Annotated in this window: 20 protein-coding genes and 1 pseudogene; 2 read left to right on the forward strand and 19 right to left on the reverse strand. The window is 51.4% G+C overall.

Features of this window, described 5'->3' with window-relative positions; all coding sequences use genetic code 11:
* Position 1: 1 nt before the first annotated feature.
* The 3 genes from HH215_RS11060 to prmA all read right to left on the reverse strand — a co-directional run bounded on the left by HH215_RS11060 (position 2) and on the right by prmA (position 2,572).
* On the reverse strand, positions 2-772 hold the full coding sequence (locus HH215_RS11060) for a 16S rRNA (uracil(1498)-N(3))-methyltransferase (protein ID WP_169279951.1): 771 nt from the start codon (positions 770-772) through the stop codon (positions 2-4).
* A gap of 112 nt (positions 773-884) precedes the next feature.
* Positions 885-1,550 (reverse strand): site-2 protease family protein, encoded by a 666-nt coding sequence (locus HH215_RS11065; RefSeq protein ID WP_254450444.1) that lies wholly within the window; start codon positions 1,548-1,550, stop codon positions 885-887.
* Positions 1,550-2,572 carry a 50S ribosomal protein L11 methyltransferase gene (gene prmA / locus HH215_RS11070; protein WP_169279952.1) on the reverse strand — a complete coding sequence of 341 codons (1,023 nt, stop codon included), beginning with the start codon at positions 2,570-2,572 and terminating at the stop codon, positions 1,550-1,552. The genes HH215_RS11065 and prmA overlap by 1 nt, the downstream gene beginning before the upstream one ends.
* A gap of 283 nt (positions 2,573-2,855) precedes the next feature.
* Between prmA and HH215_RS11075 the strand changes: the two genes are divergently transcribed.
* Positions 2,856-3,095 (forward strand): hypothetical protein, encoded by a 240-nt coding sequence (locus tag HH215_RS11075; protein ID WP_169279953.1) that lies wholly within the window; start codon positions 2,856-2,858, stop codon positions 3,093-3,095.
* Between the two features lie 706 nt (positions 3,096-3,801).
* Here HH215_RS11075 and HH215_RS11080 read toward each other — a convergent pair.
* The 13 genes and pseudogenes from HH215_RS11080 to gpr form a co-directional block, all read right to left on the reverse strand.
* The gene (locus tag HH215_RS11080) at positions 3,802-4,134 is read right to left on the reverse strand and encodes a hypothetical protein (protein WP_169279954.1); all 333 of its coding nucleotides are present in this window, start codon (positions 4,132-4,134) and stop codon (positions 3,802-3,804) included.
* A 5-nt stretch (positions 4,135-4,139) separates the two neighbouring features.
* Positions 4,140-4,286 carry a YfhD family protein gene (locus HH215_RS11085; RefSeq protein WP_169279955.1) on the reverse strand — a complete coding sequence of 49 codons (147 nt, stop codon included), beginning with the start codon at positions 4,284-4,286 and terminating at the stop codon, positions 4,140-4,142.
* Between the two features lie 146 nt (positions 4,287-4,432).
* Positions 4,433-5,557, reverse strand: coding sequence for a molecular chaperone DnaJ (dnaJ, locus tag HH215_RS11090; RefSeq protein ID WP_169279956.1), 1,125 nt, complete (start codon positions 5,555-5,557; stop codon positions 4,433-4,435).
* Positions 5,558-5,642: 85 nt separating this feature from the next.
* On the reverse strand, positions 5,643-7,487 hold the full coding sequence (gene dnaK, locus HH215_RS11095) for a molecular chaperone DnaK (RefSeq protein WP_169279957.1): 1,845 nt from the start codon (positions 7,485-7,487) through the stop codon (positions 5,643-5,645).
* 56 nt (positions 7,488-7,543) lie between these two features.
* Positions 7,544-8,134 (reverse strand): nucleotide exchange factor GrpE, encoded by a 591-nt coding sequence (gene grpE / locus HH215_RS11100; protein ID WP_169279958.1) that lies wholly within the window; start codon positions 8,132-8,134, stop codon positions 7,544-7,546.
* Positions 8,135-8,185: 51 nt separating this feature from the next.
* Positions 8,186-9,211 carry a heat-inducible transcriptional repressor HrcA gene (gene hrcA, locus HH215_RS11105; protein WP_169279959.1) on the reverse strand — a complete coding sequence of 342 codons (1,026 nt, stop codon included), beginning with the start codon at positions 9,209-9,211 and terminating at the stop codon, positions 8,186-8,188.
* Between the two features lie 135 nt (positions 9,212-9,346).
* A complete protein-coding gene (locus HH215_RS11110) occupies positions 9,347-9,847 on the reverse strand; it encodes an N-acetyltransferase (protein WP_169279960.1) in 501 nt (166 codons plus the stop codon).
* 122 nt (positions 9,848-9,969) lie between these two features.
* A pseudogene (gene hemW, locus HH215_RS11115) lies at positions 9,970-11,138 on the reverse strand (radical SAM family heme chaperone HemW).
* A 104-nt stretch (positions 11,139-11,242) separates the two neighbouring features.
* Positions 11,243-13,060, reverse strand: coding sequence for a translation elongation factor 4 (gene lepA / locus HH215_RS11120; protein ID WP_169279961.1), 1,818 nt, complete (start codon positions 13,058-13,060; stop codon positions 11,243-11,245).
* Between the two features lie 102 nt (positions 13,061-13,162).
* The gene (locus tag HH215_RS11125; RefSeq protein ID WP_169279962.1) at positions 13,163-15,118 is read right to left on the reverse strand and encodes an endonuclease MutS2; all 1,956 of its coding nucleotides are present in this window, start codon (positions 15,116-15,118) and stop codon (positions 13,163-13,165) included.
* Between the two features lie 551 nt (positions 15,119-15,669).
* Positions 15,670-16,050, reverse strand: coding sequence for a hypothetical protein (locus HH215_RS11130; RefSeq protein WP_169279963.1), 381 nt, complete (start codon positions 16,048-16,050; stop codon positions 15,670-15,672).
* A gap of 16 nt (positions 16,051-16,066) precedes the next feature.
* Positions 16,067-17,320, reverse strand: coding sequence for a stage II sporulation protein P (locus tag HH215_RS11135; protein ID WP_169279964.1), 1,254 nt, complete (start codon positions 17,318-17,320; stop codon positions 16,067-16,069).
* 228 nt (positions 17,321-17,548) lie between these two features.
* Complete coding sequence (gene gpr, locus HH215_RS11140) at positions 17,549-18,553, reverse strand: GPR endopeptidase (protein ID WP_169279965.1); 1,005 nt, start codon at positions 18,551-18,553, stop codon at positions 17,549-17,551.
* A 128-nt stretch (positions 18,554-18,681) separates the two neighbouring features.
* Here gpr and rpsT point away from each other — a divergent pair, with 128 nt between their 5' ends.
* Positions 18,682-18,954, forward strand: coding sequence for a 30S ribosomal protein S20 (gene rpsT / locus HH215_RS11145; protein ID WP_169279966.1), 273 nt, complete (start codon positions 18,682-18,684; stop codon positions 18,952-18,954).
* Between the two features lie 118 nt (positions 18,955-19,072).
* Here rpsT and holA read toward each other — a convergent pair whose 3' ends face one another.
* The 3 genes from holA to HH215_RS11160 all read right to left on the reverse strand — a co-directional run bounded on the left by holA (position 19,073) and on the right by HH215_RS11160 (position 21,819).
* A complete protein-coding gene (gene holA / locus HH215_RS11150) occupies positions 19,073-20,104 on the reverse strand; it encodes a DNA polymerase III subunit delta (RefSeq protein WP_169279967.1) in 1,032 nt (343 codons plus the stop codon).
* Positions 20,105-20,335: 231 nt separating this feature from the next.
* Positions 20,336-21,274, reverse strand: a complete 939-nt coding sequence (locus HH215_RS11155; RefSeq protein WP_310735585.1) for an anti-sigma factor family protein — start codon at positions 21,272-21,274, stop codon at positions 20,336-20,338.
* Positions 21,271-21,819 carry an RNA polymerase sigma factor gene (locus HH215_RS11160; protein ID WP_169279969.1) on the reverse strand — a complete coding sequence of 183 codons (549 nt, stop codon included), beginning with the start codon at positions 21,817-21,819 and terminating at the stop codon, positions 21,271-21,273. The genes HH215_RS11155 and HH215_RS11160 overlap by 4 nt, the downstream gene beginning before the upstream one ends.
* Between the last annotated feature and the right edge of the window lie 102 nt (positions 21,820-21,921).

The following is a 21,921-nucleotide window of genomic DNA, read 5'->3' on the forward strand; positions in this document are numbered from 1 at the left end:
TTCAGATTCCTCCCAACTCTCCGGATTCGTATGCGAGACAAGCGAGCGCGAACAACGCCGCAGTCTCCGTCCGTAATATTCTTCTGCCTAAACCGATTAAAGTCGCTCCGGACGCGGCAGCCGCTCCCGCTTCTTCCGGGGTAAAGCCCCCTTCGGGACCGATAACGACCATTACGCGCGCCGCGGGTTTGCCCGTCCGCTCAGACTTGAACCGAGAGAGTACATCGCGCAGTCCGTTGCCGGCGCGCCCTTCTTCCTCGTAACAGAACAAGACCAAGTCGAACTCAGCGAGCTGTTTCAAAAATAATTTCCATGAATTAACCGCGTAGATCTGCGGAACGACGCTGCGATGGCTTTGCTCAGCCGCTTCTTTGGCGATTTTACGCCAACGATCGATCCGTTTCGCTTCCTTGCGCTCGTCGTACTGCACGACCGTACGTTGCGATATGAAGGGCTGGAAAGCCGACGCTCCCGCTTCCGTCCCTTTCTGGATAACGATCTCGAGCTTATCCCCTTTGGGCAAGCTCTGAGCTACCGTAACTTGCCAAGTCATCTCGGCCGTGACGGATAACTCTTCGATAATATCCGCTTGCACGCTATCTTTATCAAGCGATACGATCTTAGCCAGCACGTCTCGGCCGTTACCATCGCAAGCGATAAAACAATCTCCCGGTTTGGATCTCATGACGGCGGCCGCATGCCGGGCGTCTTCTCCTTCAAGCGAGACGGACATCTCGCCCATCAATGCCGGAGGCACAAAATAACGCTGCATCTCTCAAACAGCCTCCTGCCTATGTTCCATGCTTCATCATACCTTGTTCGGGTTATTTTCGCTACATTCGTTACCTTGCAATTATGAGGAAAATCGATCCGATCTCCCGTCGCTAGAAAATGAGGTTCAGGATTCGGTCCATCCCTCTCCAAATCGGTTCTCGCAAGCTCAGCAACGGTGCGATCGTCGAATTCCGAAGCGGAGGAATAAAGATAATCAAAAGGAAAATGAACGTGATCCATTGGCCCATTTCCTGAATTTTGATTCTCGTTCTGAGCGGCAAAAACTCTTCCACGATCCGGTAGCCATCCAAAGGGGGTACGGGGATCAAGTTGAAGATGAACAACGCAAGGTTGATAGACATCCAATATTCGATGAAAGTCCAAAGATTATTCCAGAAATCCATCGAGACATGATCAAAAACGTTCAAAGCGTTCAATAAATAAATGAGAAACAGAAACAGAAAAGCCAAAAGCAAATTACTGATCGGTCCGGCTGCCGTTACGATGATGCTCATCAATCTAGGATTCTTGAATCTGCTGCGTCTTACCGGTACCGGCTTCGCCCAACCGAACCCCGCTAACACTAAGAATAACATCCCGATCCAGTCCAAATGGGCTATCGGATTCAAGGTTACCCGGCCTTCGCGATACGCCGTGTCGTCTCCGAACTTCCATGCGGTCCAAGCATGCGCAAACTCATGGACGCTAAAGGCGATAAGCATAATGAGAATGATAACGGGCAGATGCGCAATCGGAAACCAGAAAAAGTTATCCACTAGCTTTCCCCCTTAGGTTTTCCAGCGACGAACGCGATCCATTCCTCTTGTCTCAATACGTCGATGATCTCGAATCCGGCAGCGAGCAATCCCGCTTCGACGATCATTTCTTTGTTTTTATAAATTCCCGAAGTAATATAGATTCCGCCGGGCTTAAGTACTTCCATGACATCGCCGATGAACAGCAAAATAATCTCTGCTAAAATATTGGCGACGACAAGATCGACAGGAGGCGTAACGCCGACCGTGGCCGTTGTGATCCCATTGGAAACGTTCGCGGATGAGTCATTGCCGATATTTTCGCTCTCGTGCAGCACGCCAAGCAAATCGCTGAGCCGGACTTCTACCTCTTTCTCGTAGCCGTTTAACTCGATGTTCTCTTGCGCGCACTTCACCGCTACGGGATCCAAATCCAAAGCGAGCACTTTCGATGCTCCCAGCTTCATAGCTCCGATCGCTAGTACGCCCGAACCGGTGCCGACGTCGATGATCTGCTCTCCGCCTTTTATCGCGCTATCCAACGCTTTCAAACAAAGGGCGGTCGTTGCATGCGCCCCCGTCCCGAATGCCATACCCGGATCGATTTCAATAATAAGCTCGTCTCCTTGCGGAGTGTATTCCTCCCAAGTCGGCTTAATCGTTAAACGCTCCGTAATCGCGATCGGCTTGAAATATTGTTTCCATGCGTCCGCCCAATCGTCCTCGTGTACGTCGCCGACCGTAATCGTAAACTCTCCCGCATCGTAACCGAACTCCGGCAGCCCTTCAAGCAAAGTCTTCAGCTCGACGGCGATCGGTTCCATTTTCGTATCTTCCGAGAAATAAGCTTTAAACTCGGCATAGCCGGGTCTGATGTTGTTCAGAGGAGTATCATACAATTCTCCGTAGGTCGTGTCTCTCGGTTTATCCGCCGACCAGGCTTCCTCTACCGAAACTCCCCCCGCTCCAAGCTCCGTTAAATAATGCGTAACCATTTCCTGAGACGATTCCGTCGCCAGGACGGTAATTTCATGCCAGCGCAAATCTTTTCCTCCTCATGACTCCCAGCCTTGTGATTGCTCAATGAATCTCATTATACACGTACTGTTTTGCAGGATGCAAAACACTAAGCAATCGTATCGCAGCTTCTCTCGTTTCCGACGCGTATCCCCATTATCCCCTTCAGTCAGTTCACCATCGGTTCTCGTCGCTTGGTACGTTTGATTCGTCGATGGGTGGTGCACTCGGTTTATGGGGTTTGACGGTCGGCGGGTCACACCGCACATGAGGGTTGATGGTCGACGATCGGGTGGGGCGATCTATTTGTTGGCACGTATGTCTATTATCCCATCCAGTCAGGTTCAACCGTCAGTTCTCGTCGACTGGTGCCGGTTGATCGGACAATCGAGTAATGTGCTCGCTTCATGGGCGTCGACGTTCGGATTGGGCTGTCTGTCCGCGGGACACCTATGTCCATTATCCCCTTCAGTCAGGTTAAACCGTCAGTTCTCGTCGCTTGGTGCCGTTCTATCGTTCGGAGTGGAGTTCGATAGGTTGGAAAATTGATCGGGAAGTGGTTAGTCGGGGTGAAACTTCATTAATAAGCTGGTGCACGTCGTTGGTGCAATCGTTCAAAGTCCTTTGTCTCTATCCCTTCTGCTCAGGATAAATTAATTCCTTGATATCATTTCACTTCGATCTTCAATGGTCAATTACTGAATTACCAATCCTGAATAATAAGTAGGCTTTAGCAAACCACAATTCTGTATCTGAACGAAAGGGATAATAGATAGACATAGCGCGAGTATTCAATCGTCATCTGAGCGACGGGGATAATGGCGATAGCGCAAGAAAACAATCCAGCATCTGAGCAACGGGGATAGTGACCATAGTGCAAGAAATCAATCCTGCAACTGACTGACGGGGATAATGGCCATAGCACATTAATTCAATCCAGCATCTGAGCAACGGGGATAGTGACCATTGTGCAAGAAATCAATCCTGCAACTGAGTAACGGGGATAATGGCGATAGCACAAGAAAACAATCCAGCATCTGAGCAACGGGGATAATGGAGATAGCACATAAATTCAATCCTGCATCTGAGCGACGGGGATAATGGACATAGAACATATAAGATCAAGCCTGCATCTGAGCGACGGGGATAATGGACATAGCGCAAGAAATTAATCCTGTATCTAAGCAACGGGGATAATGGACATAGCTACGAAAAAAAGCACCACGCCAAAGCGTGATGCGAAGATCAACGATGCTTATAAAATTACGCCACCGGCTTGGAGAATTACGGTTCGTGCTTGTTCTGTTGCCTCGCCAGGCACGTTAGCGGACAGCGTGAATTCTGCGGATGAGCCTAAACGAGCCGGCGTTAATTCCTCGGAAGCTTCCAATCGGGAATTCGATAGCAACGATGATGCTGGGTTATCCGAGTCGGCAGTTGAAGCGGAACTTAGTTCCGATGATTGGTTAGCGTTCCCGCTAGCCCTCTCCAGCCGAAAACGATCGCCGCGAAGAGAAGCTAACTTGCGAATGACGGATTCAGCTTGATCCTGAGTCGCAAAGCTAGCCTGCAATGGCTGCATATCCAACGGCGTCATTCTCCTTCATCGGCGGCGTTAATCCGCTGATCGGCAGCAGCCGCCCGTTCTTGAGCTTCCTTATCCTCTTGATCCGCAAGCTCCTCGGAAAATTCCACGTCTTCGCCGAAAGCAATCGAGATATCGTTTTGATCGTTATTCAACCGTTATTCCTCCTTTGTTATACCGGGGTTAACCCTGCAAAGCAAATCTAGATTAGATTTCTCAGATGAAGCCAAGCTTATTCGCGCAAGTTTAAATGACGCCGCAAAAAACCGCCCATTATATTGGACGGTTTCCGTTATTATCGTTATTCTCCTAGTATGGCGCGTTTCATGCGTTCAAAGATGGATTTGCTTTGCTCATGCGTAGATTCGCCGCTCTTGGAAGCAAAATCTCGAAGCAGTTCCCGCTGATCTTCGCTTAGATGAGTCGGAGTAACGATCGTTACTTTAACTTGCTGATCGCCTTGACCGTATCCGCGAAGCTTCGGAACGCCTTTGCCCTTCAAACGGAAATAAGTTCCGGTTTGCGTTCCCGCTGGAACCTTTAACTTAACCTTCTCCGTCAAAGTCGGGATTTCGATCTCGTCGCCCAATGCCGCTTGGGTAAAGGTTAACGGAATCTCGCAGAAAATATCGTCGCCTTCGCGTTCGAAGAAATCATGTGATTTCACGCGCAGAACGATGTACAGATCTCCGGCAGGTCCTCCGCGAGTACCGCCTTCTCCTTCTCCGCTTACGCGAAGCTGGGCGCCTTCGTCCACTCCGGCAGGGATTTTAACGTGAATTTTGCGTTGCTTCTTCACTTGACCACTGCCGGAACAAGTGCCGCAACGATCTTTGATAATCGTTCCGCGCCCTGAACAATTCGTACAAGCGCGACGATTAACGATACGGCCGAATGGCGTATTCTGCGCCACTTCCTGTTGACCGGAGCCGCGGCAAACCGTACAAGTCTCCGGTTTCGTTCCGGGCTTCGCTCCGTTACCATGACAGGTGTCGCATGTCTCGGTGCGCGGAATCGTAATATCGGTTTCCTTGCCGAACACAGCTTCCTTGAACTCGATCGTCATCGTATATTGCAGATCGTTGCCTCGTTGAGGCGCGTTAGGATCTCTCCTCCCGCCACCGCCGCCGAAGAACATATCGAAAATATCCCCGAAACCGCCGCCGAAATCCGCTCCGCCGGCTCCGCCGCCAAACCCTGCGTTCGGATCTTGATGGCCGAATTGGTCGTAACGCGCCCGTTGCTGATCGTCGCTCAGCACGTCGTAGGCTTCTTTGACCTCTTTGAATTTCGTCTCGGCATCCGGCTCTTTGTTAACGTCCGGATGATACTGGCGGGCCAGCTTCCGGTAAGCTTTCTTCACGTCGTCCGCGGAGGCATTTTTCTGCAGCTCCAATACGTCGTAATAATCTCTTTTGTTCGCCACTTCTCCACCTCCTCATGAAGGAAAGTCAAAATGATTCCGCGGTCGGCGGAAATCACTTTGACTTTCGGTTTATGCCATCGAGTCCTTAGTTTTTCTTATCTTCGTCAACGACCTCGTAGTCCGCGTCAACGACATTATCCTTCGAAGGACCGGCATCCGCCGCGCCGTCGGCGCCGCCTTGAGCCGCTTGCGCTTGCGCAGCTTGCTCGTAGAGTTTAACGGAAAGTTGTTGCACGATTTCCGTCAGTTCTTCGGTCGCCTTTTGGATCTCTTCAAGGTTATCGGAAGCCAGAGCGGTCGTCAACTTCTCTTTTGCCGCGTTCGCTTTGTCGATCTCGCCCGCGTCGACTTTGTCGCCCAGATCTTTGATCGTTTTGTCTACTTGATAGATCAGTTGATCGCCGCCGTTCTTCGCTTCGACCAGCTCGCGACGAGCTTTGTCTTCTTCCGCGTGAAGCTCGGCTTCTTGCTGCATGCGGTCGATTTCTTCCTTGCTTAAACCGCCGGAAGAAGTGATCGTGATTTTTTGCGTCTTGCCCGTGCCTTTGTCGAGCGCGGATACGTTAACGATACCGTTCGCATCAATGTCGAAAGTGACTTCGATTTGCGGAACGCCGCGCGGCGCCGCAGGAATATCGCTAAGAATAAAGCGACCCAGCGTTTTGTTGTCTTTCGCCATCGCGCGCTCTCCTTGCAGAACGTGAATTTCAACTTGCGTCTGCATATCCGCGTAAGTGGAGTACACTTGCGATTTGCTCGTTGGGATCGTCGTATTGCGATCGATCATCTTCGTCAAAACGCCGCCGGCGGTTTCGATACCGAGGGACAACGGAGTTACGTCGAGCAATACCACGTCTTTAACTTCGCCCGTCAGTACTCCCGCTTGAACAGCGGCGCCTAGAGCAACGACTTCATCCGGGTTAACGCCTTTATGAGGATCTTGTCCCGTCAGCTTCTTAATCGCTTCTTGAACGGCAGGAATACGGGTAGAACCGCCGACAAGAACGACCTTGTCGATATCTTTAGCAGACAATCCGGAATCGGATAGCGCTTGGCGAGTCGGTCCCATCGTACGTTCTACCAGGCTCGCCGTCAATTCGTCGAATTTGGAACGGCTGAGATTGATCTCCAAATGCTGAGGAACTCCGTCTACAACCGTGATGAACGGCAGGGAAATCGTTGTGGAAACAACGCCGGAAAGCTCTTTTTTCGCTTTTTCGGCAGCATCCTTAAGGCGTTGTACCGCCGCTTTGTCTTTCAGCAAATCAATGCTGTGTTCTTTCTTGAATTCGCCTGCAAGCCATTCCATCACGACTTGGTCGAAATCGTCTCCGCCGAGGTGATTGTCGCCGCTTGTTGCTTTAACTTCGAAGAACCCTTCGCCAAGCTCAAGGATACTGACGTCGAACGTACCGCCGCCTAAGTCGAATACGAGGATCGTTTGGTCTTCTTGTTTTTCGAAGCCGTACGCGAGAGCCGCAGCCGTCGGCTCGTTAACGATCCGAAGAACTTCGAGGCCCGCGATGTTACCCGCGTCTTTAGTCGCTTGGCGTTGGCTGTCATTAAAGTATGCAGGAACCGTAATAACGGCTTGCGTTACGGGCTGGCCCAAGTAAGCTTCCGCATTGGCTTTTAGCTTCTGCAGGATGATCGCCGAAATCTCGGGAGCGGAATACGCTTTGCCTTCGATCGTTTCTTTATGGGTGGTTCCCATGTGGCGTTTAATCGAGCTTACCGTACGGTCAGGGTTAGTGATCGCTTGGCGTTTTGCCGTTTCTCCGACTACGCGCTCTCCGTCTTTCTTAAAACCGACCACCGAAGGGGTAGTGCGGTTGCCTTCCGGGTTCGGGATAACGACGGCTTCTCCGCCTTCCATTACCGCAACGCAGGAGTTTGTTGTACCAAGGTCGATACCGATTACTTTACTCATACTGTATTTTCCTCCTTCATATAAGTGCATGACTTGTTTTTAAGTATATAACCATCTTAGCCGCTAACTTTAACCATCGCGGGACGGATGACTTTATCCTTCAGGATGTAACCTGTTTGAATCGCCTCGACGACGATGCCTTCATCGTACTCTTCGCTCTCCACCTGCATGATCGCTTGGTGAAATTCGGGATCGAACGGCTGCCCGACGGATTCCATCGGTTTCAACCCTTCCCCTTCCAACACTTGGGACAGTTGGCGGAAGATCATATCTACGCCCTTAGCGAAAGATTCGCTTTCCGAGCCTTCGCCTCCGGTCTGCAAAGCGCGCTGGAAATTATCCAATACCGGCAGCAGTTGCGTGATCAGCTTCAAGGAAGCATACTGCGTTAGCTCTTCTTTTTCCTTAACGGTGCGACGACGGAAATTATCGAAATCGGCTTGCGCCCGCAAATATCGGCTATGATTATCATCCGCTAAGCGCTGAAGCTCGGTAATGGCTGCATTTTCCGCGTTGATTTCTTCAGCCGCCGGCGTTTCGTCGTCCAATTGGGTTGTTTGTTCCACGTCAGAACCCGTTTCCTGCTCCAAAGAGTCCTCTTGATGCTCTTCCATGTTTACTGGCTCCTTCGTCTCTTTCGTACTCATATAGAGTTCACCTCCTTACCGTGCCACCCTTCACAAGGGGCTATACAGACTTTACTTATACCAACGGGACATCATTAAAGCGATATCCTTGGATAGAAAATTGAGCAAGCTGATTACTTTTCCGTATTCCATTCTCGTCGGCCCCAAAATTCCGACCGTACCGAGCGACTGTCCTTCATAGGAATAAGTGGCCGTGATCAAACTGCATTGATTGATCGCTTCGAGCGCGTTTTCCGTTCCGATCTTCACCTGAATGCCGCCTGGATTGGATTGAAACAATTGCATGAGCAATTGCGTTTCCTCCAACATTCCCAGAATGTTCTTCGCTTTGTCGACATCCTTGAATTCCGGTTGAGTGAGCATGTTGGATGCGCCGCTTAAGTACACCTTCGGCTCCTGTTCTTCCATAATCGTGTCTTCCAGAAGGGTCAAGATATCCTCGCAGTGCTCGACGTAACGGCTTAGCTCTTTGGCAATCTCGCTATGCAGGACGGATTTGACCTTATAGAAGGGCACTCCCGTCAGCTTCTCGTTCAACATGTTGACGATCTTGTTCATGTCTTCCATCGATATTCCGTCCGGTATCGTAATCGTACGGTGCTCGACGTGTCCGGTATTCGCCACGATAATGGCGACGGCGGACGCTTCGTTAATCGGAATCAGTTGAAAATGCTTTAGCGTCGTGCTGAACATTTCCGGACCGAGGACGATCGACGTGTAGTTGGTCAGTTGCGACAAAATCGTCGCCGCGTGCCCGATAACGCCTTCCCAGTGATTCATTTTCTCCGCGAAAAAAGTACGCAGCTTCCTGGCGTCATGATCCTCTACTCCGTCCAAAGTGACGAGGTGATCCACGTAGTAGCGGTAGCCCTTTATAGAAGGAATTCGGCCGGCGGAGGTGTGCGGCTGCTCTAGCAAACCCATTTCCTCCAAATCCGCCATCTCGTTGCGGATGGTCGCCGGGCTAAAGGTCACGTCGCCGCGCTTGGATATGCTACGGGATCCGACAGGTTCGGCCGAACGGATATAATCGTCGATAATCGCGTTCAGAATCATACGTTGACGTTCGCTTAGCATCCGAACTCCTCCTTTAAGCTTTCCGCTAATTACTTTCGTTAGCACTCCGTTTCGATGAGTGCTAACGGCTAATACAAAAATACCAAACCGAGGGCGGTCGTGTCAAGGACGTTCCGGCCCGATTTGGCAGTTCGATTAGATTTGGGCAAAACTCATTTGCTCAGTCGACGGCGCGACTTCAATCAACCTCACGACGGCGATTTCATCGCACTTGTGCTGCTTAGGACAATGAACGCAATCCGTCCACACTTTTTCCGGGAAAATTTCCTTTTCGACGATATGAAATCCGTTTTTCTGGAAAAAGGCCGATTCATAAGTCAAAGCCATTACTTTGGGAATGCCCTGGAGCTTTGCTTCTTCCATCAACGCGTCCACGAGCCGACTACCGATCCCTTGACCCTTGTATCCGTCCACGATGCCGAGAGACCGTATTTCCACCAAGTCGCTCCCTAGCCGAAACAAAGAACCGCAGCCGATCAAACGATCCCCGTCCTGCGCAACTAAAAAAGTATCGATTTGTCGGGTTAACGCCTCGCGTGACCGAGGCAGCATAATGCCATTAGCGGCATAACCCTGTATAAGTTCAAATAGCGCATCGACATCTTCGAGCAGCGCTTTCCGGCAAACGATCGACATGTGGATCCCTTCTCTCCTTGCATCAAATGTGTATGTATAAATATACATCAAAACGAATGGGCATTCAAGGGACATTTTTACAAGAAATTGAACAAGAATTCGAACAAGAATTCGAACGTTAATTACACGAAAGCGCCGAACACTTCGTTGCCAAGCAGAACCCCCGCGGAGTCAACCGATACCCGGCATCTAGTTCGGTTTTCTCGAGCAATCCCTGCGATACTAGGCGTTCCAGTTGTTGGCCGAATACTTCTTCCAGTTTCTCGCCGTTAAATTGCCGGGCGAAACTCGCCCGAGTAACGCCTTCCTGAAGCCTTAGACCAACCATCATGAAATCTCCCATCGCTTCCTCGGGACTCACAACGTTCTGTTCTAATCGCGGAAGAGTCTTGTTGGCCGAATCAATATAAGGTTGAACGCCTTTAATATTCATATGACGACGACCCAACGCATATCCATGGGCGCCTGCACCGAGTCCATAATAAGGCTCGTTATGCCAGTAGGTCGTGTTGTGACTGCTCTCATAGCCAGGTCTTGCGAAGTTGCTGATCTCGTAATGCCGATATCCCGCTTCTCCGAGCCGTTCCATCAAGTGCTCGTACATCGCCAACTCTTCGTCTTCTTCCGGTAACGGAAGTTCGTCTCTCTGATATAACCGATGGAATAACGTGTTCTCTTCCACCTTCAAGCCATAGAGAGAATAATGCGGCAAATCGAGCTCCAACGCCTTGGTGACGCTATCTTTCAATTGCTGCAGCGTTTGGTTCGGCAAGCCGAACATGAGATCGATGGACAGATTCGTAAATCCCGCCGCTTTCGCGTTCGCGATGCTCTGAATAACGTCCTGGGCCGCGTGGATTCTTCCGATCGTGGCCAGCAAGCCGTCGTCGAAAGTTTGCGCGCCGAAGCTGATCCGGTTTACGCCGCCTTCGCGCATTGCCGTAAGTTTATCCATATCGGTCGTTCCGGGATTCGCTTCCATCGTGAACTCGACGTTATCGGCCAACGGAAAGTACCTCTTAACGGAAGCCAGAAAACGAGACATCTGCGGAGGAGTTAACACGGTGGGCGTGCCTCCGCCGACGAATACGGTATTAATGATTTCCGGCGGCATTGTCTCGACGGTTAGCTTCATTTCATTTTCCAGCGCATCCAAGTATGCGTCTATCGGCTGACCGGCGGCAACGTACGAGTTGAAGTCGCAATAAAAGCACTTGTTCGTGCAAAACGGGATATGAATATAGAGCGCCCGCGGGGTCCATTGGTGAACCTGCGGAACGTTATTTGTCATGTTCAATGGGTTAGTCATTTTTGTCTTCACCTCTCTTGAAGCTGCTTATTGCTCCTATATAGCGAAAAGCGGGCCGGAAGCCCGCCATTCAAGTTACTTATCGCTTAATCGCTATCCAGCTTGAGTACCGCCATGAACGCTTCTTGAGGCACTTCGACGTTACCAACCTGCTTCATGCGTTTTTTACCTTCTTTTTGCTTGTCGAGAAGCTTCCGTTTCCGGGATATATCTCCGCCGTAACATTTCGCGAGTACGTTTTTGCGCATCGCCTTGATCGATTCGCGGGAAACGATCTTCTGACCGATAGCGGCTTGAATTGGCACCTCGAACATTTGACGAGGGATGAGCTCTTTAAGCTTCTCGCAAATGACGCGGCCGCGGTTATAAGCCCGGTCCTTATGGACAATGAAGGAAAGCGCGTCAACCTTCTCCGAGTTAAGCAAAATATCCATCTTCACAAGACTGGATTGACGATATCCGGTTAATTCGTAATCGAACGAAGCATACCCTTTCGTGCTGGACTTCAATTGGTCGAAGAAGTCGTATACGATCTCCGCTAACGGCATGTTATATTTCAACGTTACTCGATTCGTATCCAGGTATTGCATGTCGATGAACTCGCCGCGTTTGCCTTGGCAAAGCTCCATGATCGCTCCTACGAATTCGTTGGGTACTATGATGGAAGCTTTAACGTAAGGCTCTTCTACGAAGTCGATCTTGCCCGCTTCCGGATAGTCGGCCGGATTGGAAATATCCAATACTTCGCCGTTCGTTTGCGTGACTTTGTAAATAACGCTCGGAGCCGTCGTGATCAGCGGAATGTTAAATTCGCGCTCGATGCGCTCCTGAATGATCTCCATATGAAGCATGCCTAGAAACCCGCAGCGAAAGCCGAAACCTAGCGCCTGCGAAGACTCTGGCTCATACCGGAGGGAAGCATCGTTAAGCTCAAGCTTCTCCAGAGCGTCCCTCAGATCGTTATAATCCGTCGTCTCGATCGGATACAATCCGCAGAATACCATCGGGTTAACCCGGCGATAGCCCGGAAGGGCTTCGGCCGTCGGATTCTTCATATCCGTAATCGTATCCCCTACGCGCGTATCCTTCACGTTCCGGATCGAAGCGGTCACGAAGCCTACGTCTCCGGGTCCTAATTCCGTTACCGCAGTCGGACGCGGCATGAAGGTACCGACTTCGACCACGTCGAAGTTCGCGCCCGTCGCCATGAATTTCATGCGCGTGCCCGCGCGAATCGTACCGTCCACGATCCGGATGTAACAAATGACCCCTTTGTAAGGATCATAATGAGAGTCGAAAATGAGCGCCTTCAGAGGCTTATTCCGATCTCCGGTCGGAGCCGGAACCTTCTGTACGACTTGCTCCAATATTTCTTTGATTCCGATCCCGTTCTTCGCGGAAGCAAGAACCGCATCGCTCGTATCGAGTCCGATAACGTCCTCGACTTCTTTCTTGACCCGTTCCGGATCGGCGCTAGGAAGATCGATTTTGTTAATGACCGGCACGATCTCCAGATTGTTGTCGAGCGCCAGATAGACGTTCGCCAACGTTTGCGCCTCGATGCCTTGCGCGGCGTCGACGACCAATAACGCGCCTTCGCAAGCCGCCAAGCTCCGGGACACCTCGTAAGTGAAATCCACGTGCCCCGGAGTATCGATCAGATGAAGCATGTACGTTTCCCCGTCGTCCGCTTTGTATAACAGACGAACGGCTTGCAATTTAATCGTTATTCCGCGCTCGCGTTCAAGATCCATTGAATCCAGCACTTGATCTTGCATTTCGCGAGAAGTAAGCGTACCCGTATATTCCAGAATGCGGTCGGCCAAAGTCGATTTACCGTGGTCGATATGCGCGATAATACAGAAATTGCGAATGTGACTCTGTTTAAAAGTAAGTTCAGCCATTACAATAAGTACCCCCAGCCGGTTCCATGCGTCAGATGACGATCACTTCATTATAACAGCGTATAACCGACGCATCAATGAGCCTGTCTTTCGCAATCGCGATTAATCTTCCCCCGGCTTCTCGATAATAAGTCCCTCCACGTGCCGTTTGCCCATCAAATGGCGTTTCTTGCGGTTTTCGACGGTGTCGAAGACGATATCCATATCGTAATTTTCTCCGGGATAGAGATGTTTCTTGTCGATAAATTTGCGAATTCGCTTATGGTTGATCGTGATTTTCTCCTTCTGTACCTGAACGATCATGTTTCCTTTCTCGTCGGGCAACCGGTAGACGACTCCCGGCTTACGAAGCTGCGGGATGAAGACGACGTCCCCGACGGACCAGCTTATCTTCTTTAATGAATCTCCGCCTTCCGCGACTTCTTTGATCGGTTTTCTGTTCTCGTTGCGATTGTCGCGTCCTGATCGGGCATACGGGGATCCCGAAGGTGCGGCCGATTGCGCCGGAATCGACGTCTGGCCCCGGTTTTCTTTTAAGCTGTCAGCGATCGTGCGCGCCCTCTCGATAATCGCCTTGGAGATGCCGAGTTTCGCCGCGATGACGAAAGCGTAGCTATTACCCGCTTCCCCCATATCCAGACGGTACAGCGGACTTAACGTTTCTTCATCGAACGCCATTCTCGCGTTACGGAATCCCGGCGTTACCCGGGCGTATTCTTTGATCTCGTTAAAATGGGTCGTGGCCATAAGCACGGAACCTCTGCGATGCAATTCCTCCAGCACCGCGATGGATAAGCCTACGCCCTCTCCCGGATCCGTTCCGGTCGCCAGCTCATCGAGCAGAACGAGCGTAGACGATCCGGCATGAGCGAGAATGTCGATGACGTTGCGCAGATGCGAAGAGAACGTGCTTAGGGAAGAATCCAAGCTCTGGTCGTCGCCGATATCGACTTCAACCGAGCGGAACACCGCTATTCGGCTGCCTGGCGCAGCCGGAATAAGCAAGCCGGACTGCGCCATTAACGTCAATAGGCCGACGGTTTTGAGCGCTACGGTCTTTCCTCCCGTATTCGGACCGGTTACGAGCAGGGCTTGATAACCGTCTCCCAACCGAACGTTCAGCGGAACGGGTTTGGCCGCGAGCAACGGATGGCGGGCTTCCCGCAGATCGATCAAGCGATCGTCGTTTAGCTCCGGGGCGACTCCTCCGATCGCAAGACCCCATTTCGCTTTCGCGAATAGAAAGTCGTAATGGCCTACGGTTTCCATATTCACGGAAATCTCGTGCGAGTAAGATTCTATTTCACCCGTAAGCCGAGCGAGAATTTGCGATTGTTCCCGATTCTCCTCGGTCCTTAGAGCGCTTAGTTCCATTTGCAGCCCCGCTGATTCGGACGGCTCGACGAATACCGTTTGCCCGCTGGAAGATTCATCGAGCACCGTTCCGGGAACTCGCTTGCGGTATTCTTTCTTTATCGGCAGTACATACCTTCCGCTCCGTTGGCTAACTAGCCTCTCCTGCAAAATATCCGAGTAGCGCGATAGCATTCCTTCCAGCTTCTTCTGCAACCTTTCTTCCGCCGTGCGTATTTTTTTGCGGATTTTGTGCAACTCTGCGCTGGCCGTATCTACGATGTGCCCTCGATCGATGCAAGCTTCGATCGTCTCGCGCAGCGGTTTAAGATCGAACATGGATGTCCCGTAAGCCGCGACCTCCGGAGAGTCGGCTTTCTTAGCCGCCATATATTGGCGCAATTGCTCGCAGCTGCGGGCGAATTGCGCGGCGAATCCGAATTCCTGCTCGGTCATCACGTATCCCGTCCCCAGTAATGCCGTTAACGTCTCCATGCCTTCAAGCGAAGGCAATGGCGGGTGTCCTCCCTTGGCAAGCAAGCGGCTAGCTTCTTGCGTCTCCGCAAGCCTACGCGCGATAACGTTCCGATCCTGAAACGGCGATAGCTGCTCGACATGGCGTTTGCCCAAGTAGGTGGAAACGTAACTCGAAAGAATGCCGATCACGCGGTCGTACTCCAGTTTGTTTAGCGAATGTGTTCTCAAGAATAAACCCTCCTGTTTTGTTGGAAATCAAGCATAAGCGGCTTGCGCAGTCCTTAGGGACAGCGGGAGAACGGTTATGTCGAAGACGTTTCAGAAAAGTAGAACGAATTTTATACTTTCTGAAACGTAAAAATAGGCCGCGAACAAGCGCCATCGGCGCAAGCTCGCAGCCTATCGAAATGTAAATTTCGCGGAATCGCAAGAAAGCGGGACAGGATCCATCCCGTTTTTATTGCGCAAAAAAAGCCGTACCCTGATGAGCACGGCTGATCTCCCCGAAATTTTCTTCGTAAGGGGCGGTCTTGACCGGTTCTTCACTGGTTATCAGAGCCGCGCCAAGCCACTAGAAAATAAACCCTCGAATCGACGGTCATCATTCCTAATGCTCAATCGCGACATATCGATAAATCAGTTCAGAACCAATACCAACATTAAAATTTCCCCTTAGAACATAATTAACATCATATTAGACCAGCGCAACGATGACGTCAAGCCCGATGTTCGCATATGGCCCGATGTTCGCATACGGTAGCCATTACCCATTCGATCCATCAGCCCAACACGCGATCGAATATCGAGACGACCATGCGGATTCCGTTGCGGGACAAATCGTGTAGCACTTCCGCCGTTTTGCCGGAAACCCGATCGACGATCGGTTCCCTGTCGTAGCGAGGGATTCCATACTGCTCCGTTTGTTCACTGTCCGGCGGATACGCAGGCGATTCGGCCGGACTCTGCTCTCTTCCTCTAGCCGGCAGCGTCCAATCGCTTTCGCTTCCTTCGGTAAGCGTCTGCCCCTGCGAGCTTGGCTGCGGCGTCTCCCACGGGCCGTTCACGGTTTCGATCCCCTTAGAGGACAGCTCCATGCCGTATAAAATCGCGAATCCGATAATACCCGCAAAAATCAGCAGTTTAAACGAATCTCGACGCATCTCCGTTCTCTCCTTCCTATTTTTTCTGCGCGCTCGCTTTAACCGTATCTTCTTGCTTCCAATACAATTCGGCGATGACCTTCGCGAGCACGTCCGCCGTCCGGTAACATTCCTCCAACGTGTTATCGACGCCGCCGATTTCAAGCAGAACGCTATCCGGCGCGATCGATTGGTTGTATTCCCCGTTGCCGTTCGCAGCCGTCTTGCCCCATACTCCCCGCGACAAGCCCGGGTACGATTGCTCCAACTGCTCGTGTATTTGATTCGCGAATTGTTCGTTTTCCCGCCAATTCGGATTGCGATGCCCGATGATGAAATAAACTTGAGCGTAATCTTTTCCTTTGATCGTTGCGGTCGTTTTCTTGCGCCGCTGGGAATCACGGTGAATATCGAAGAAAAACTTCAACTGTTTATTGGAGGCCAGCGCTTGGCGGACCGTCTGCAAAGAATATTTGTACGAATAATTCCAATTATAGCCCTGAATGGCGGTAGGATAATCCTTAGCCGAATGAGTCGATCCGACGCCGAACGATTCTAACGATTTGGCCAATCTTTTTCCCACCAAAGTTACGTTAACGTCATCGGAGTTCGGATCCTTCTTGTCCGATTTCAACTCCGGATACCAAGACTCGCGATTGTGCGAATGATAGATGAATACGACTTTCCGTCCCTCCGTGGATGGCTTCTCCGTCATGCTAGGCGGTTCTTCGGAAGGGTTTGGCTCGGGCTGCGCGATTTCCTCCCTCGGCGTCGTCGCTTCTCCTTGCCCGAAGTCCGGGTCAGGCCAACCGGGAATGCCGGGCAAGCCGTTATCCGAAGGATGATCCGCTTCGCCCAAAGGCTCGTGATCCTCGGGAGCTTCCGGTTCGCCGGATCCCGGACGGAGCAACACCGATTGATCCCTAGCCATCCCCGGCATCTCTAGCGCGAGCATGCTCTTGGGATCGTTAGGGTTCATGTCCGTCATAAAACGCAGCAGGAACGCGGCCATTCGTCCGGTTTGAAAAGGAGACTTCTCCGGTGCATCCATATGCGGCAGCTCCATGCTGAGCAACGATTGAAAAAACTGCCCGGACAACGATGCCGCAAAACCTTTCATCGATTGGACCGGAGAAGCCGCTATCGATTTCTGCAGCATTCCGCCTATTCCCAATAGAACGAACAGCACCATGGAGCCGACGCTCAAAATAAAAAACGCTCGGCCGGTAATGAGAATTCTACGCCATCTCGCTCGCATTAACGGCCAATTCGGCACGACGTTGCGTTTCATCCGATGTCCTCCCCGGAGCCTCGAACCTGCCAAGACCCCTTCTCTTATTTCCTAGGTATCCTATCCTATGAGCGAACAGAAAATGATAGAACCACCACATTTCAGAGGTTAATAGAATCGGAGATTTTATATTGTCTGAGAGTCGCGCAAAAAAGAAAACAAAAAAACCCGGCTCTTGCAAGCCAGGCGGAAGCGTTGAAAAGATGGAAAGACGATCGGTCGACAGCGTCAATGCGTATAAGCGGCTACGTTATCCGTATCCACCGCTTCGTGAAGCGCCGCGTTAAGTCCGCTCGCGATTACGTTGGCGATATCCTCCATGAACTTATCGATTTCCTTGGGAGTAACGAGCAGATCGTGCCCGAGAGGGTTAAGCACCTCTTTCACGAGCTGGAGCCGCTCCGTTTCCTCCATTTTCCCGAACACTCCGAACAGCGGATCGGTGTTCTCCGTATGCTTCTTCATATGCTCGAACACGAGGTCCATCGTATTGTTCACGATCGTCGAAGCGTACACGACGGTCGGAACTCCGATTCCGATAACGGGAACGCCTAAGATGTCTTTCGTCAACCCCTTGCGTTTGTTGCCGATTCCCGATCCCGGATGAATGCCGGTATCCGCGATTTGGATCGTCGTGTTCACCCGTTCGAGCGATTTGGCCGCCAAAGCGTCGACGGCGATAATCAGATCCGGCTTCGACTTCTCGACGATTCCCTGTACGATATCGCTCGATTCGATTCCCGTCGTGCCCAGTACGCCCGGAGCGATCGCGCTAACCGGCCTGTAGCCCGGGCTCACTTGATCGGGCATCAGCTCGAAGAAATGCCTCGTGACCATAATGTTGTCCACGACGACGGGACCTAGCGCGTCCGGGGTTACGTTTAAATTGCCCAGACCGACGATAAGCACGCTGCTATTCTCCGTTATTCCGATCCTTTTCAAGAAGGCTTCGAATTCTTTCGCGAATGAAGTCGCGACCTTATCCTGCAACGTCGAATCTCCTTGCCGTAAATCCGGCACCTCGAGCGTTACGTAATGCCCGACCATTTTACCGATCTGCTGGGCCGCTTGATCGGTCTTAATCTCCATTCGGGTTACGGAAATGCCGTCGGCGCTTTCGCTCTCCGACCATACTCCCGGTATGGCCGATGTCTCTTGCCCTTGCGTCGCGATCTCCTGAGCCTCTAACGCCAGATCCGTGCGGATATTGTACATTGACAATTCGTGATCCATTGGGTCAAATCAAACCCCTTTCTCATGCGGATTGAGGTGGGAAATCGGCTTGCTTTTTACCCCCTTGCATGATAGAATGTTACAAGTTGTGTGGAGAAATACTTCTGTTTTATCTGGAGGTGAAAAGAATGCCAAACATCAAATCCGCCATTAAACGTACCAAAACGAACGAAGCTCGCCGTCTGCGCAATGCTTCGGCTAAATCCGCTCTTCGTACAGCAGTTAAACAAGCTGACGTAGCGGTCGTAGGAACGGACGTAAACGCTGCTAAAGCGGCTTACGGCGCGGCTCAGAAGAAGTTGGACAAAGCGGCAACCAAAGGGCTCATTCACAAAAATGCAGCTGCTCGCAAAAAGTCCCGTCTGGCCAAAAAACTCAACGCATTGTCCGCGCAAGCCTAAGCTTGTGCCTGACGCATATGCGGCTGCCGCATCAGATGTAGCAGCCATGAAAAAGCCATCCTCGCTTATAGGATGGCTTTTTTGGTGTTCTTTCATTTATCCGGTTTCTAATTTGATATTAACTCGCTCCTTGAGAACCGGTTTTGAGCAGGAAAAGCTCGAGTCCCAGCGTCTTCTCGACGCGGCCTGTTTTCATCGCATAATCGAGATCGGCAAGCTCGGACAATAGCGAGGCCAAACGCTCCTGGCTGAATTTGCGCGCTTGCTCGCCGGTGATTTTCACGGCGTACGGATGCAAGCCAAGCTGGGAAGCCATTTGTTGCGGCGAGTACCCTTGGCTTCCGAGTTCTTTGACGTAGAGCATGTTGCGAAATTGCCGGACGAGCAACGCCATCAGCTTGATCGGTTCCTCCCGTTGCTTCAGCAAATCGTAATAAAGCGCGATCGCTTCAGCCGTTCGAAGCGCGGCCAGCTCCTCCGTTAGCTTAAAAACGTTCTGTTCCGTGGCCATAGGCACCAGCGATCGTACGGCTTCGAGAGTGACAGAGCCGCTCAACCCAGCATGAAGGCAAAGCTTATCCGTTTCGGCCGCCAGGGCGTGCATGTCCGTGCCCACGCGCCTCAATAATTCCTCCGCCGTCTTCCCATCCATCGATCGGCCTTGGGAAGATGCGCGTTTAAGCAACCATTGCAGCAATTCTTCGGATTGCAACGGACTGAAAGAGATGACGAATTCTTTCGTTTTGGCCGTTTTCACAAGCTTCTTGCGTTCATCCAGCTTCTCGTGGGGCACCATAAAAATCAGTACGGACGTATCCGAGGGCTGGCCCATATAAGCAAGCAAACTCTCCGGACGGTGTTCTACGCGTGTGGATTCTTTGCCTGCCGCGAAGAGTACGCTATCCCGGACGAGTATGATTTTGCTGGGGACGAGGAACGGGAGCATTTCCGCCTCTTCGATGATCGTATCGATCGTCGTCTCCGCGGAATCGAATCGAACGACGGCCATCTCCCGATGTTCGGGCTGCACGAGCTGCTCTAACAATCGTTCGACGAACTCGTTCATGATATAAGCTTCAGTTCCGTAGCAAACGTATACGGGCAATAAATTTCCTTGTTTAATCGATCGAAAAGCCTGTTTAGCATCCATTGCGGCGAGCCCCCAACCTTATGTACTCCCTTGATTGTACAACAAACAACAAAGAGATCACACCTTTATGCAAGGAGCGATCTCTTTGTCCTCGGACATCTATATCAACGTTCGCCGGCCGGCCCATGGTGCCGTGCGCGAACGACCGTGACGATGGTCCAAAGACGATCGTCAACTTCATCTGTACACTATACGCGGAGCACGCGCGAAAGGTGACGATCGGTTAACGTTTTAGCGCTGGGATTCTTCGGAAGTCGCGATATCGAATTGCCACTGAGTTTGAGTTCCGCCGTCATCCGTCACCGTAAAATACAGCACGTTGCTTTCGTCATTCCAACTAAGCAAGCTGATCGTACCTTCCTTGGCTTTGGAGTCGTAGTAGGAACTGCCGTCTTCGTTGTTGAGAATCTGGAACGTGCCCGCGTTTTCCATCGCGACCGCTTTCCATTTGCCATCCGGAGAGTCTACGGTAGCCGGAAGACCGTAAGCCGATCTAAGAGGACCCACGGATTCCGGGTCTTCCAGATTGTCTCCACCCAGCGCGAAACCTTTCGTGTCGCCCAGATCTTGTTTATCCGCTCCCCCGCCGCTCTCTCCCGCTTCGGAAGCGGAGTTGGCGGCAGGCTCGCCGTATTGATCCGCCATTTTTTGTTGTGGCACTTCTTCGGCCGTGATGCCCATGCTTCTTTTCTGTACGGAGTCCGCACCTTCCGCAGCAGACATCAACTCGGGAGCCGCCGCATCGTTGTGGCTGCCGGAGCCTCCCAGCGTCCATTGGCCGGGATTGCTGAACAGCAGCAAACCAACGACGACGCCAGCGGCCACTACTCCCGATATTTTGCGGAATAGATGTCTCGCAGGACGATTCGACCTTACCGGTACCGGATTCGAATCGACGTTAGCGGCGTTTTCTCCACTTACGTTCGAATGGTTTAGCTTATCCGCGGTATGCAAGCGTTCCAATTCCGGAAGTATGGCATCTACGAGACTGTATTTGGGAACGACCCGGGGCAATTGCTCCAACTCGCTCGACAGCTTCTGCAACCTAGTTAACATGGCGGCGCAGTCAGGGCATTGACCAGCATGATCCATCATGAGCGATGTTTCTTGTTGATCTAAATCCCCGTCAATGTGACGCTGCATGAGTTCCATCACCTCTTGGCAAATCATCCCCGGACACCACCTTTCTGATAATCGTGAAGTAGGATTTGCAATTGTTGCCGGGCTCTAAATAAGTAGGACTTAACGGTGTTCAAGGGTAAATTTAAAGAGTCGGCAATTTCGTTGTACGAAAAATCCTGCAGATATCTGAGGACGACCACAGTGCGGTGATGCTCGGGAAGCTTACCGATGGCCTCGCGTATTTCCTCCGCAGCGTATGCGGAAAGAACCTCGGTCTCCACGTTATCTCCCGCATGAAAAACCATTTCATGCTCGTCAATCGATACGGAAGGCTTCTTGCGCCGAAATTTATCGATACATATGTTGGTCACGATCCGCTGCACCCAAGTGCGAAATTGAGCTTTTTCCTCGTAGGAATCAATTTTCGTATAAATCCGGATTAAAGCGTCTTGCGACGCATCCATGGCATCTTGCTCGTTATTAAGCAAATAATAAGCCGTACGATAAACTTGATTCTCAATTTCGCGGAGTAGCGTAACGAGTGCTTCTCGGTCGCCCGCTTGTGCGGCTTTGATCAGAGCCGGCTCCACCACAGAAGATCCTCCTCCCCTGCACCCTCTCAGACGTCAATGTCGGATTAAAGGTTGCATTCCCTTAGAGGGAATTTTCGGTATTTTAATTTCTCTAACTTTTAG

Source organism: Cohnella herbarum, from assembly GCF_012849095.1.
Classification (GTDB): Bacteria; Bacillota; Bacilli; order Paenibacillales; family Paenibacillaceae; genus Cohnella; species Cohnella herbarum.

Bases quoted from the DNA above. Each gene is read 5' to 3' on its own strand.
- HH215_RS11060 (WP_169279951.1), bottom strand. From the start codon at position 772: ATGCAGCGTTATTTTGTGCCTCCGGCATTGATGGGCGAGATGTCCGTC.
- dnaK (WP_169279957.1), bottom strand. From the start codon at position 7,487: ATGAGTAAAGTAATCGGTATCGACCTTGGTACAACAAACTCCTGCGTT.
- grpE (WP_169279958.1), bottom strand. From the start codon at position 8,134: ATGAGTACGAAAGAGACGAAGGAGCCAGTAAACATGGAAGAGCATCAA.
- hrcA (WP_169279959.1), bottom strand. From the start codon at position 9,211: ATGCTAAGCGAACGTCAACGTATGATTCTGAACGCGATTATCGACGAT.
- HH215_RS11110 (WP_169279960.1), bottom strand. From the start codon at position 9,847: ATGTCGATCGTTTGCCGGAAAGCGCTGCTCGAAGATGTCGATGCGCTA.
- lepA (WP_169279961.1), bottom strand. From the start codon at position 13,060: ATGGCTGAACTTACTTTTAAACAGAGTCACATTCGCAATTTCTGTATT.
- HH215_RS11130 (WP_169279963.1), bottom strand. From the start codon at position 16,050: ATGCGTCGAGATTCGTTTAAACTGCTGATTTTTGCGGGTATTATCGGA.
- HH215_RS11135 (WP_169279964.1), bottom strand. From the start codon at position 17,320: ATGAAACGCAACGTCGTGCCGAATTGGCCGTTAATGCGAGCGAGATGG.
- gpr (WP_169279965.1), bottom strand. From the start codon at position 18,553: ATGGATCACGAATTGTCAATGTACAATATCCGCACGGATCTGGCGTTA.
- rpsT (WP_169279966.1), top strand. From the start codon at position 18,682: ATGCCAAACATCAAATCCGCCATTAAACGTACCAAAACGAACGAAGCT.
- holA (WP_169279967.1), bottom strand. From the start codon at position 20,104: ATGGATGCTAAACAGGCTTTTCGATCGATTAAACAAGGAAATTTATTG.
- HH215_RS11155 (WP_310735585.1), bottom strand. From the start codon at position 21,274: ATGATTTGCCAAGAGGTGATGGAACTCATGCAGCGTCACATTGACGGG.